Genomic DNA, 12,639 nt, shown 5'->3' with positions numbered 1-12,639 from the left:
GCTGGCCTTGCTCGGGGTGTGCTGGGGGACCCGCTTTGCGGCAGGTGGCAGGGCTCGGCTAAGGTTTCATCCGTCGCCGGGAAAGTTCCGGAGATCGTGCGGACGTGGCGCAGTGGTAGCGCATCACCTTGCCAAGGTGAGGGTCGCGGGTTCGAATCCCGTCGTCCGCTCGGAGAAGGCTGTTGCTGATCCTTGCATCGGCCGCCACGGTGGAGTGGCCGAGAGGCGAGGCAACGGCCTGCAAAGCCGTGTACACGGGTTCAAATCCCGTCTCCACCTCGCAGGGCTTTGTCTGTAGGGCGATTGGCGCAGCGGGAGCGCGCTTCCTTGACACGGAAGAGGTCACTGGTTCGATCCCAGTATCGCCCACGAGCTTTGGGTGCCCCCCGGTCCGCGGAGTCCGCGGACCGGGGGCGCTCGTCATTTCTGCGCGACTTCGCCGCGCGTAGCGGGGGCTTCGCCACCCGCACCCCCCTGCCGATGTTTGCGCTTCCTCAGAGCGGCCGCGCTGGCCCTCGAAGGATCCCTGGAGCGAGTCGCCTCCGCCGCAGAACAGAAGTACGTCATGGCCAACCTGGTTCGTGGCCTCGAATACAAGGTCAGAGCCGAGGTGGCGGGGACCTGCTATCAGGCGCACCCGATGCGCCGGGACTTCTCGCTGACATTCCAGCTCAACCAGGACCACCCCGACAATGATTCGTTACTCGATCTGATCAAGGCTGTCAGGGGAATCCATCGGTCGCTGTCGGAGGCCGCCGGAGCGTCCCAATCTCACCGGATGCGGCTGCTCGAGTTGGAGCTGCCGTTGCTCGGCGGCCGGCTTTGGGACGCCTTGGAGACCATGCAGAAGTCGGATCACGACTGGCTGGAGACGGTCATCGAGCGCGTCCGCGATTACCGGGAGGACGCAGCCGAGCTGCGTGCCACCGTCATGCGGTGCGTGACCGACGAAGATCTCTTGTCGACGACGTCGCCTCGGTGGTGCAGGTGGCGACCGGCGTCCCCAAAGTGGCCGGCCTCTGGTTCGGCACGAAGGCAATCGGCCGGCAGATGGCCCAGTTTCGCATCGGAGGACAGCCGTACCAGCAGTTCCTGTACCGGGAGTTCGTCCGGGCGTGGAAGGTAGCCGGCCGATAGACGATCGCATACCCGCCGAGCCAACCCGAGGTCGATCATTCAATTGTCGAGGCAGTGTATGACTCAATCGGCATCGTCAGGCGTGTCGAGTTCGCGAAGGGCTCGCCATGCAAGGTCGGCAAGGGTTTCCCCGGAACTGACCGCCCATCGTGCGGTTCCCTGGTTTGCCACGGGCCGATTCTCCCAGCCGGCCAGTCGCCACATATGAGAGATCAGCCCTGACGGCGAATAGTGTTGGCCGTCTGCTGCCCATAGGATCGGCTTGCCGCGATGCGGAACCCAGCTGGCACGTGAGCGCTTGGGCTCTTCTGCCAGCCAATCACGGAGCGCCTCCACCTCACTGAGTGCCGAGGCGACCAAAGTGAGTGCCTCGCCTTCGGGAAGGACAGCCCTGTCGACCAGAACGGAGACGGCGTTCGGGCGACGAGTGCGCCCGGGTGCCAGCCGACGGTATTTGTCCTTGACCGGAGGGCGAGAGAACCCGTCCGAGGTGAGTACGTGTTCGGTGATCTGGCGACAACGTGTGACGTCAGCGCAGACCGCCCGAATTTGCGCACGGTCAGTGAACATCTCATCAATTGCCGCGACAGCCGCTGGCAAGAGCGCCTCGACCAAACCCTTTACCTGTTCCGCCGCGTTGACTGCCCATTCCAGCTTCGAGTCGGGCTCATCGATCGCATCGGTGTCGAGTCGCCGGAACACCAGATGGGCGAGAAGGTACAGGCCGTGGTCGATCAGAGCGGCGCCGCGCCCGGTGTACTGCGGTCGAAGGTCGTGTAGATCGCGGCGTACCTGCCGGAGCAGCAAAACGGAGTTCCAGAGGGCATAGACGCCGGGTTGCGGCCGGAACAGGATGTCGTAGACGCCCCGTGACCCGCGTTCCCAGAGAACGTCGAGAGTAGTTGCGATCCTGGCCGCGTACTGGCTGTCGGGGTGTGCGCATGCCAGCGCACAAGCAGCCTCGACGACCGAGCATCCGGTATCCGGTTCGGGCTCCAGCTCTCCCCGGCGGACGCTGTAATCGAGTCCGAGCTCGGCCCGCATGTCCTCCAGGATGGCGGCCTGCACCGGATCGAGCGCGATGAAGTCCCGTGCCTCCACCCGGTTCTGTCTGTTTGTCGCCTGGGTGGCTCGCTTGGCGAACTCCACCGCCTTGCCTGTCACGATGATGCGTACGCCGATCTGGGCGGTGGCGGCGTCCTCGTCGGCGGCGACGGCTTCGGCGACGGAACGGACGGTCTGCGCCCCGTTCACGACGCTGGCATTGTGCAACGTCAGCTTGATCGGTCGCGCTTGCGGCGAACGAATCGACTGCGGGACGGCGTCAACCGACTCGCAGAGGATCGTCACCCCGTTGTTGAAGTACAAGAAATGGGCCGGCTCTTCGGTCAGGGTCTCGATCATCTCGTTGTTGATCGGGGTGCGGCCGAGAGGGTTACGGATGTTGAGTTGGAAGAGGTTCGTGTCGTGCTCGACCCACCGCGCGACCTGTTCTGCTTCCACCACGCCCTGGTATGACAGATAGGGCGTACTCACCGGGAACCACGGGAAAAGCTCGGCCTCCAGCTCGACTGGTCGCGGTGACATGTCGTCGCGGATCGAGGCCCATACCTCCGGCGCGAGGATGACACGGCTGTCGAGCACGTTGCCGTGACGGTTGAATTCCCGCTCTCCGCCCTTGACTGCTTCCAGGAAACCTCGCGACACGTCCTCGGCGCGCATCAGAACGACGACCTGCGTCACCGGAACCGGTCCCTGCGACATGACGTTCTTGGCCTGCTCGGCCAGGATGCGTCCTCGCAGGTTGAACGGAGTGAAGTCCTCGTCATCGATGAGGCGCAGGCCGGTCAGAAGTTCCATCACTGAGGAACGATCAGCGTTGGCGTGGCCGGTCTTGCTCCACTTCGCTTGAACCAGATAGACGTGGGGATTGGGCTTCTCGACCACGGCGATCGCGTCAATGCCCTGATCCCCGACGCCGTCGATGACGGTGAGCGCCGAATCCTGCGCGGTCCATCCCGTGACTATGCGGACAGCCTGCGCGGCGAGTGCCCGGGAGAGAGCACGTGGGGCTCGCTCCTCCTCCGGCCGTCCATCCAGATCCTCAAGAGTGAGTAGTTCGCCGCTGATATAGACCGAGCGGAGGGCCGCTTCGGTCTGGCGGACCTGGAGAGCTACATCGCGGCTACCAGATCGGTGGCTGGCCGAACTCAAGTCGTCCTCCCGGAGGCCAAAGCAGAGTACGAAGTGGATTGTCGCACGCTGTAGCGGGCTCAGGGCCTCCCATTTGCGGTGACGGCCCAGTCGGTGGCGAAGGTCTCCAGCTGGCGGAGGACCAGGTCGACGGCCGCGCGTTCGTGGTCCGGCGGATAGTCGAAGCGGGCGAGCAACCTGCGGATGTGGCTGCGCAGTTTGGCGCGTACGGGCTCACGGGAGAACCAGTCGACCGTGATGGTCGACTGCACGGACTTGACCAGCTCCCGGGCGATCTCGGCGAGGGTACCGATGCCCATGAGTTCGGTGGCAGCGCCGTTCTGCGCCACGGCGTCATAGAAGGCGAGTTCGGCGTGATTCAGCGGCGGGTCGAACTGCTGGCCCCGGCGGGCGTCGGCGGAGACCTCCTTGGCCAGTTCGACGAGTTCGACGATCAGCTGGGCGCTGGTCAGCTGCTGGCGCATGTAGCGGCTCATCAGGTCTTCGAGCTGCGCGGAGAAGCGTTCCTGACGGACCACGTTGTGTTTGGTGACCTCGCGCATCTTGCGCTGGATCAGTCGACGCAGGGCGGCGGACGCCAGGTGCGGGGTCTCCGAATCCTGTAGCCGCTGGACCGCGACGCCGTTCAGCTCGGTGATGTCGAGCTTTCCGAGACCGGCCTCGGCGTAGATGTCGGTGATATCGGCAGCGTCGACCACCTCGGCTGCGAGCTGGGACAGGTAGCGTTCCACCTCGGCGGTGTTAGGCAAGCCCTTCGCCTCGCGATCGGCGGCCTCCTCCTTGACGATCCAGACACGTACGTCACGGAAGTAATGGATGTCGCGGCGCAACCGCTGGATGTCGCCGGCGCGTTCGACGAAGTCGCGACTGCTGGAGCAGAGCCGGTAGAACCGTTCCAACCGGCCGGCCGAGTCACGGAAGCGCTGATGCAACGGCTTCTTGCCGGGGTCGGGATTGTTGCCGGGGGTGCGCGGATCACGCAGAAAGTTGGCAGCCTTGCGTACCGCTCGTACCCAACTCCTTTTGTCTGCCTGGTTCTCCAGGGTCTCCCGCCATTTCACCGGGGCGAGCATGGCCTCGATGACGGAGATCTCGTTGTGCACCTCGCTGATGGCCCGATCGATGTCCTTGCCCAGCGTCTGGTCCTGCTGATCGCTGGGCGTGTACTCGGTGAGAGCCTTGCGCAGGTTCTCGGTCAGCGGGGCGTAGCCGACGAGCAGGCCGTCCTGCTTGTCGGCGAAGCGGCGGTTGACCCGGGCCAGCGCCTGCATCAGGTTGGCGCCCCGCATCGGTCGGTCCATGTAGATGGTGTGGATCGGCGGCGCGTCGTAGCCGGTGAGCAGCATCGAGTGAACAATGAGCAACTCGAGCTGGTCCTCCGGGTCCTTCGCGCGGGTCTGAACGGTCTTGCGCTGTGAGGGGCGCAGCATGTGCGGACGGAATATCTCGTCGTCGGTCGGCAAGCTGGTGAAGACAATCTTCATTTTGCCCTTGTCGACGGCAGGATCCGCCCAGCCCGGGCGCAGCTTCGCAAGAGCGTCGTAGACCTTGACGCAGATCTCGCGGGTCGCGCATACCAACATCGCCTTGCCGGGGCCGCCGAGCTGGGGCTTTATCAGCTCACGCCGGGTCTCCCAGTGCTCGACCAGATCCTTTGTCAGGGTTTCGACGCGGTCCGGGGCGCCGTAGACGGTGTTCATGGTGGCCGCGTAGGCCACTGCCTTGCGCCGTTCTGCGTCGTCCAAGCTGGCGGTGAGCGTCTCCACCTGCTCGTCAATGCTCTCCGGGTCGATGTCCGGCGGCAACGACACCGGGATGATCCTCGGCTCGTGGTAGACCCGCACGGTCGCCTCGTCGTCAACGGCACGCTTCAGGTCGTACACGTCGATGTAGTCGCCGAAGACGGCGCGAGTGTTCACTTCGGCCGTGGCGATCGGGGTGCCGGTGAACGCGATGAACGTGGCGTGCGGCAGCGCGTCGCGCAGATGCCGGGCGTAGCCGTCCAGGCTGTCGTAGTGGCTGCGGTGCGCCTCATCGACGATCACCAGGACGTTGCGGCGGTCGGAAAGGAGCGGATGCGGCCTCCCGGCCTCCCTTTCTTCTTTGGTACGCCCGAACTTCTGCAACGTGGTGAAGATGATGCCGCCGGCGTTCCGGTTCGACAGTTTGTCCCGCAGTTCAGCGCGGGAATCAGCCTGCTCCGGTTCCTGACCCAGCAACAGCTGGCTCTCGTGGAACGTGTCGAAGAGCTGGTCGTCGAGGTCGTTGCGGTCGGTGAGGACCACGATCGTCGGGTTCTTCAGCGCCGGGTGGTGAGCGGCCATCGCCGCCGTGCACACCATCTCTTCCGACTTGCCGGAGCCCTGCGTGTGCCAGACGACGCCGGCCTTACCGTCGCTCTGCGAGGCTCGCACGATGCATTGGATCGCCTCGGTGACCGCGTAATGCTGGTGCGGTTTGGCTATTCGCTTCGCGGTCGAGGTGAAGTTGACGAAACCGGCGGTCAGCTCCGAGAAACGTCGCCGCAGGAACAGGCCGTGCAGGGCGACGACGAGCGCCTCCGGGCCGTCGTACTCCGGTGACGTTGTATCGACCCTCTCGCCGTACGTGTCGATGTTCCAGGGTGCGAAATGCTCGTACGGGGTGAACGGGGTGCCGTACTTCGCGGTCACCCCGTCGGAGATCACGCAGAGCACCGCGTGCCGGAAGGCCAGCGGGAACTCCGCAAGGTACGTCCGCAGTTGCGCGTGCGCGCCGGTGAGCGTCGCGTTCTCGTCGGTGGCGTTCTTCAGCTCGATGAACGCCACCGGCAGGCCGTTGAGGTAGAGCACGATGTCGAACCGGCGCTGGTGGTCACCGTCGACCACCAGCACCTGGTTGATCGCTCGGTAGACGTTCAGGTCCGGGTCGTGCAGATCTACCAGGCGGACGGTGGGATTGTGCTCAGCGCCGAAAGAGTCGGTGTATGAGATCGACCGGATGCCGTGGACCAGCCGTTCGTGGGCCGCCCGGTTTTCGGCGAATGCCTCCCGAGAGGCCACGTCGATGGCTGCCCTGACCGCCTCGGTGACTGCTGAAGAGGGCAGGTCGGGGTTGAGCCGCTCGATCGCCGCCCGCAGATCCTCGACCAGTACGAGATCGGCCCACGTCTGCCGCTGCCCGGTGCCGGGACCGAAATCCTTCCCGGCACCGGTCTCCCAGCCGAGATCGAACAACTCCTCCAGCGCCAGCGTCTCCCAATCGGCCTCGTTCAATCTTCCGACAGACGTCATCTCAACCCCTCCCCGTGAACCGTCGCTACCTAAACCGCGTCTTCAACAACCTTCTCGGCGTCCTTGACCCGCAACCGCCCCGACATCAACTCTGGTAGAAGCGTGTCTCGCAGTGCCGCCAAGGTTTTCGACTCAATCAGAGCCGCATCAGCCCTCAATTCGAGACCAGTAATCTGACGCGCCAGCCCTTCGATGCCATCGGCGGGAATTCGGACTGTTAGCGATGACAGCTTTGAGCGGCTAAGTTCCGTCTGGCCGGTCGAACCCTCGCCGAGGGCTTCGATCTCCGGTTCAGCCGCTAGGAGAGCAAATCCACCGATGATGGCTGGAAGCGGCGGAGCGATTCGGATGATCGTGACGTGCGAGTCGACTGTCGCGAACCTTTCATCGGACCAGATCCCGACTCGCCCCAGGGTCCCGACTCCAGTCGAGTTGACAAGAACGTCGTATTTCCGCAGGACTCGATCCGCCTTCACGCGGCTAGCCTCGGCGAGGCGTGCCGGACCGACATTAACCCGGCCATCTCGCACGCACTTTTGGTTCACGACGGTGACAGCGTTCCCGGCGTCCGTATATTTAGGCGTCTGCCCCCTGGTCAGGAGAGACGCGATTCCACCGATCTCCATTTCCTTGTCCGCAAATTCTAGGGCTGACTGAAATAACGATATTCCCAGCGCGCGTGCGGTATTTGCGATGCGGTCGTTGACCGCAATTTTGTCGTCCAGTGCACCGAGCAAGGCCGCGATTACTTGCTGTTCTCCCAATGGCGGATGCGGTACAACAATGTTCCGCAGCGTGTCAAGGGAGTTCGCTAGGCTTGGCACTCCTACCGTTACCATGTGCGAGAGCAACGCATGTTGGCCCTCTGGCGATCGGAACCAGTAATAGTAGTACTCCGGTACGGCGAGGGCAGGATCGAGCCTTGCCTTCATCTGACTGCCGGAAATTACGTACCTTGGGAAACGGGGGTTACGTGGAATCATCGAAACCTGACCGATAGTCCCCTTACGGGTAAAGACAAGATCGCCAGGAACCGCGTTGGCTGATTGGACGTCGTCGGCCTTATCGTTATCAACGAATACGAACTCATCCTCGAGAAAGATCCCGCGGGCGAGATTGACGCCGCGAATGAACGGGATACCAATCGGCCGGTAATCAGAGGTCGTCACCTTAGACCCGAACGGCCCGATGGTAAAAGACCACCGGTCGGCGGAGGCCAGCTCCTGAAACTTAAGCGTTTGCCACATTAGACAAGGCCTCCGAGTTGGGCACGAACGGCCTGGTCCAGACGAGCCGACTCATCAAAATGGGTATAGAGCTCATTCTTCAGGCGGTCGACGCGGTCCGCGAGCGGCTCTGCGTTCGGGTCTTCCTCGATTTTGGTGGCACCGACATAGCGACCAGGAGTAAGGACGTGATCATTTTCGGCTACTTCGTCGGGCTTTGCTGAATAACAGAAGCCAGGGATATTCTCGTACGTCTGGTTTTTTGTTTTGGCGGATTTCGTGCCTCGCCATGCATGGTATGTGTCGGCGATTTTGGTGATGTCGTCGTCGGTGAGGATGCGCTCGGTCCGGTCGACCATAGTGCCCAGGTTGCGGGCGTCGATGAAGAGAATCTCGCTGCGACGATCGGTCAGCGCCTTCGCCCCTTGCGAGGACTTGTCCTTGGTGAGGAACCAGAGGCAGGCGGGGATGGCGGTGGTGCGAAACAGGTTCGGCGGGAGGGCGATCATGCAGGCAACCACGTCTGCTTCGACCATGGTGCGCCGGATCTCGCCTTCGCCGGACTGCTTAGAGGACATCGAGCCGTTGGCCAGGACGACGCCGGCGCTGCCGCGGTCGCCGAGCTTGGACAGGATGTGCTGGAGCCAGGCGTAGTTGGCGTTGCTCTGTGGCGGGACGCCGTACTTCCAGCGGGAGTCTGACTCGCGACGGGCCCAGTCGCTCATGTTGAACGGCGGGTTGGCCATGATGAAGTCGGCCCGCATGTCCGGGTGTTTGTCGTTTTCGAAGGTGTCGGCCCAGCGGTCGGCGATGCCCACGGGGTCCATGTGGTGGATGGCGAGGTTCATCTTCGCCAGCCGCCAGGTGCGTTCGTTCTGTTCCTGGCCGTACACCGCGATGTCGTGGGTGTGCTCGCGGCCGGCGCGGGACTCGATGAACTTCTGTGACTGGACGAACATGCCGCCGGAGCCACAGCACGGGTCGTAGACGCGGCCGGAGTAAGGCTCCAGCACCTCGACGAGAATGCGGACCACGCTGGACGGGGTGTAGAACTCGCCGGCGCGCTTGCCTTCGGCGCGGGCGAACTTCTCCAGGAAGTATTCGTAGGTCTCGCCGAGCACATCCTGGGCCGGGCGGTCGCCATGGCCGGTGAACCGGGCGTCGCTGATCAGGTCGACGAGTTCCTTGAGGCGGTTCTTGTCGACGTTGTCGCGGTTGAAGATCTTCGGTAGAACGCCGGTCAGTGCCGGATTCTCCCGCATGATCGCGTCCATGGCGTTGTCGAGTAGTTCGCCGACGCCCTGGGGGGCGTTCTCCACCAGGTAGTCCCAGCGGGCGTTCTCCGGCACCCAGAAGACGTTGGCGAGGGTGTACTCGTCGCGATCGTCAAGGAAATCGGCACGCCGGCTCTCCGGAAGGTCGGCGAGGCTCTCGGCGATCTTGTCGCGGCGTTCGGCGAATGCGTCCGAAACATACTTGAGGAAGACCAGGCCGAGCACGAACTCCTTGTACTGTGCCGCGTCCATGGAGCCGCGCAGCTTGTCCGCGGCCTTCCAAAGGATGTCCTGGATCTGCTTGGTGCTGGACACGGCGAAGAGCTCCGTCTGTCCGCTGGCACGCTTGCGTGGAGGCACTGTGTGTTCCGTTCTGGTGGAGTTCAGGAGTTCGTACCGTACAAAGTCGTGAGGGTGCCGTCGGCGAAGCCGGTCACGGCGAGTCCGCGCAGTTCGGTCAGAAGGTCGGCTTGCTGCCGTAACAGGCGCTCACGTTCGTCGAGTCGGCGGAGTACGTCATCCAAACGGGCCGCCTCGTCGCTGTCGAGATCTGGGATGGTCACGTCCCGCAGTCGCTGCGAACGTACTGCTCCTGGGCTGCGGGTGGTGTTATCGGCGATGTCGAGCAGCGCCTTCAGCACTCGTGGGGTGAGGCCGTCGTCATCGGCGATGCGGAGGCCGCGGGCCGGAAACTCGATCACCGAGAGGCCGGTCTCGTCGAGGAAAGCGCCAAACCGAGGGCCCGAGGTCACCACGATGTCGCCTGGTTCGGTAAGGACGGCGTGGGGATACTCCGTGTTCAGGGTGAGCCGGTCGATCCAGCGCCTCGAAGACTGCGCGAGGACTTCGGAGGGGCCGAGAATCCGGTAGTGGCCGCGGGGCGTGACATGCGCGGGCGACAGGCGGTGCCCGGGGAGTTGGCGGACGCGGCGGGCGGTTCGCAGGGCGCCGAGGGAGACTGCCTTGAGCCGGGCCTCGTCACGTTGGGCGGCGCGGGTGTTGAGGGGACCGTGCTCTTCGCCGTAACGAGTGGCTTCTCGCTCGGCGTCGGAGAGGCGGCGCTCGGCCTCGCCGATCAGCGCGGGCCGGTCGGTGGCCTGCCGGGCCCGCACGGTGGCCGAGCCGGGAGCCGGCGGCCGTAGCGCTGTGCCGCGACGCAGGTCGAGAGTCTTCAGCAGAACCGCCTGGCCGGTCCTGGGCTCGTGACCGTCGCCGGGACGGAAGCCCTCGGACCGCCACAGCAGGATGTCCTCGGCCACCGCCCGCGCGAACCGTTCATCGAGAACAGCGCTGGTGAGGTCGGCGAGGAAGACTCGGCCTTCGGTGGCGCGGATCGGATCGCGAGTGAGCACCCACAGGGCGGCGGGGTGGCCGGGACGAGCCGGGAAGATCCCGCCAGGCAGGCGCACCACCGCTTCCACGAAGCCTTGACCCAACAGGTCGGCCCGTTTGGTGATCGCGTCGGTGTCGCGCAAGGCGTCGACCAGGCTGGCGGCGGGGCCGATCACGATGGCGGTACGGCCGGGGCCGAGCCGGTCGGCGATATCGTTGATCTTGCTGAGGTCTTCGACTGTGTCGCGGAGCTCGCTGGGCTGGTAGGGGAGCCGGGTGACGATCACGTCCGCTTCGGCGAACTCGTCATTCAGCTCGTCCGAAACCACGTCGATGTTGAACTCGGGGACGCCGGCCAGCAGTAGGCGGCGGCGGATCAGCCGGGCCAGCGCGGGGTCCGGTTGTGCGGCGGTGAAGCGGAGCGTTTCCGGCTCCTGGCCGGTCAGAACTGCGGCGAGCAGGTCGCCGGGGCCGGCCCACGGATCGCCGATGGTGAGGTCGCCGTGCGTCGGGAGACGGCCCGGCAGGTCGGTGACCATCCGGATCAGCGTGAGCAGGGGAGCGGTGAGCGCGTCGGCGTTCAACTCGGGCCAGCCGAGACGAGCCGCGTTGCCGAGCAGAAAATGATGTGCCCGGCTCGGGTCGAAGGCACCCTCGATCAGTTGCTCGACCAGCTGCGGGAGAACGGCTGGGGCGGGTGCCTTCCGCAGATCGGTCAGCAGGAAATCGTCGTCCGGGTCGAGGCGGTCGGCGAGAGGAAGCGGATCGGCGGGAAGGGCGCGCCGGGCGAGATGACGCAGGCCGAGAGCGGCGCTCAGCGTGAGCAGCATGCGACGGCCGCCGTGTTCCCGGGCGTACGCGGTCAAGGTGTTCATGTCTCGCTCGGCGCGCAAGGTCGTCGGGTCCGTGTTGCCGAGGCCGGTGTCTAGAAGCCAGTCCAGGACTTCGGTGGCCGAAAAGAGCGGCTGGCCGTTCCCCGTCGACACGGGGGGCGGGAAATCGGAGTGCCGGCGGCGCCAGGTGGTGACCACGGGCCGCTCCACTTGGGCAAGCCGGGCCACCTCAGTCGACGACATGTACTCCCCGCTCACGCTCTCTCACCTCCTCAGCAATCAGGCCACTCACTCTAGGCATTCGAGTGCTCGTGTCCATCGCTATGGCTGATAACCCGGGTTATCACAACCTCAAGCGAGCCGGTCACCAATTCATGCTCTCCTGTTGAGGTCGAACCGCGAACGACATTCTTCGATTAGGAGCCGCACGATGACCATCCCGCAGAACCCGTTCCCGCAGGCACCCTTCCCGCAGCCGGCGCCTCAGCCGAAGCGGGGCAAGCGCATCTTCGTCATAGGGGGTGCCGCGCTGACCGCACTCGTCCTGCTGTGCTGCGGTGCCGGGGTCGCCGCGATCAGCGCGGCCGACAAGGAGGACAACTCCAAGCTCGGGGCCGTGTCCGTGCCCTCCGCAGCACCGGCGACGACGATCGCTGAGACCACGCCGACGGCGACCCAGACCACGGCAACGGAGACCACCACCCCGGCCGAAGCGCCGGCGACCACCAAGGCGGCTGCCAAGCCGCGCGTCATCAAAGGCAAAGGCGACGATGTCGTTGACATCCCGCCGCTCAGCGACCTCTCGGTTGTCGTCTTCGACTGCCGCTGCTCCAGCAACACCGTTCTCAAGAGCGATGGTCCGGAGTCGCTGCTGGTCAACGAGATCGGCAAGTACAAGGGCAAGCGCTGGATCAACCTCGAGGACGGCGCGCAGACCACCCAGTTCGAGATCGAGGCGACCGGCCGCTGGACGCTGACGATCGGTTCGGTCGACCAACTCGCCACTAAAGCTGCCTCCGGTAAGGCCGCGGGCAAGGGCGATGACGTCATCGTCCTGGGCGGCACGGCCACGAAGGCGAAGATCACGCACTCCAAGGGGTCGGCGAACTTCGTGGTCTATGCGTATTCGCTGGAGACCGGTGAGGGTGGCTTGCTCGTCAACGAGATCGGCGGCTACTCCGGCACCCGGCCGTTGCAGGCACCGGCACTTGTCGAGATCACCGCCGACGGCAACTGGACCATCTCCCCATCGTGACCAGCTCGTATGCCGGCCTCACCGGCGTTCCAACGCTCTTCCCGCAGCACGACTGACCGCAACACCGCTCTGCCGCGAACAGAGCATCAACCGGTA

General features: G+C 64.6%; 7 protein-coding genes and 3 tRNA genes. 5 read left to right on the top strand and 5 right to left on the bottom strand.

All coding sequences use genetic code 11. From position 1 onward, the window contains the following. Nucleotides 1-98 precede the first annotated feature (98 nt). From ACQP2E_RS31665 to ACQP2E_RS31650, 4 genes are all read left to right on the top strand, one after another. Nucleotides 99-170 (top strand) — tRNA-Gly (locus ACQP2E_RS31665). Nucleotides 171-208: 38 nt separating this feature from the next. Beyond that, a tRNA-Cys gene (locus tag ACQP2E_RS31660) sits at nucleotides 209-279 on the top strand. A gap of 18 nt (nucleotides 280-297) precedes the next feature. Then, nucleotides 298-369, top strand: a tRNA-Val gene (locus ACQP2E_RS31655). Between the two features lie 567 nt (nucleotides 370-936). After that, nucleotides 937-1,137: a hypothetical protein gene (locus tag ACQP2E_RS31650; protein ID WP_433826634.1), complete on the top strand. Its 201-nt coding sequence runs from the start codon at nucleotides 937-939 to the stop codon at nucleotides 1,135-1,137. A 63-nt stretch (nucleotides 1,138-1,200) separates the two neighbouring features. Here ACQP2E_RS31650 and ACQP2E_RS31645 read toward each other — a convergent pair whose 3' ends face one another. The 5 genes from ACQP2E_RS31645 to ACQP2E_RS31625 form a co-directional block, all read right to left on the bottom strand. Then, nucleotides 1,201-3,351, bottom strand: coding sequence for an AIPR family protein (locus tag ACQP2E_RS31645; protein ID WP_433826633.1), 2,151 nt, complete (start codon nucleotides 3,349-3,351; stop codon nucleotides 1,201-1,203). A 59-nt stretch (nucleotides 3,352-3,410) separates the two neighbouring features. Beyond that, nucleotides 3,411-6,623, bottom strand: a complete 3,213-nt coding sequence (locus tag ACQP2E_RS31640) for a type I restriction endonuclease subunit R (protein ID WP_433826632.1) — start codon at nucleotides 6,621-6,623, stop codon at nucleotides 3,411-3,413. 29 nt (nucleotides 6,624-6,652) lie between these two features. Beyond that, a complete protein-coding gene (locus ACQP2E_RS31635; RefSeq protein ID WP_433826631.1) occupies nucleotides 6,653-7,792 on the bottom strand; it encodes a restriction endonuclease subunit S in 1,140 nt (379 codons plus the stop codon). A gap of 77 nt (nucleotides 7,793-7,869) precedes the next feature. Beyond that, on the bottom strand, nucleotides 7,870-9,438 hold the full coding sequence (locus ACQP2E_RS31630; protein WP_433826630.1) for a type I restriction-modification system subunit M: 1,569 nt from the start codon (nucleotides 9,436-9,438) through the stop codon (nucleotides 7,870-7,872). 68 nt (nucleotides 9,439-9,506) lie between these two features. Next, nucleotides 9,507-11,546: an SAM-dependent DNA methyltransferase gene (locus ACQP2E_RS31625; RefSeq protein WP_433826629.1), complete on the bottom strand. Its 2,040-nt coding sequence runs from the start codon at nucleotides 11,544-11,546 to the stop codon at nucleotides 9,507-9,509. A 172-nt stretch (nucleotides 11,547-11,718) separates the two neighbouring features. Between ACQP2E_RS31625 and ACQP2E_RS31620 the strand changes: the two genes are divergently transcribed. Next, nucleotides 11,719-12,543 carry a hypothetical protein gene (locus ACQP2E_RS31620; protein WP_433826628.1) on the top strand — a complete coding sequence of 275 codons (825 nt, stop codon included), beginning with the start codon at nucleotides 11,719-11,721 and terminating at the stop codon, nucleotides 12,541-12,543. The last annotated feature ends 96 nt before the right edge of the window (nucleotides 12,544-12,639 follow it).

It is taken from the genome of Actinoplanes sp. CA-015351 (genome assembly GCF_050955685.1).
Taxonomy (GTDB): domain Bacteria; phylum Actinomycetota; class Actinomycetes; order Mycobacteriales; family Micromonosporaceae; genus Actinoplanes.
The sequence above is the reverse complement of the archived record's forward strand: the minus strand, read 5'-3'. Positions and strand labels throughout refer to the sequence as shown.

Bases quoted from the DNA above. Each gene is read 5' to 3' on its own strand.
- ACQP2E_RS31640 (WP_433826632.1), bottom strand. From the start codon at position 6,623: ATGACGTCTGTCGGAAGATTGAACGAGGCCGATTGGGAGACGCTGGCG.
- ACQP2E_RS31620 (WP_433826628.1), top strand. From the start codon at position 11,719: ATGACCATCCCGCAGAACCCGTTCCCGCAGGCACCCTTCCCGCAGCCG.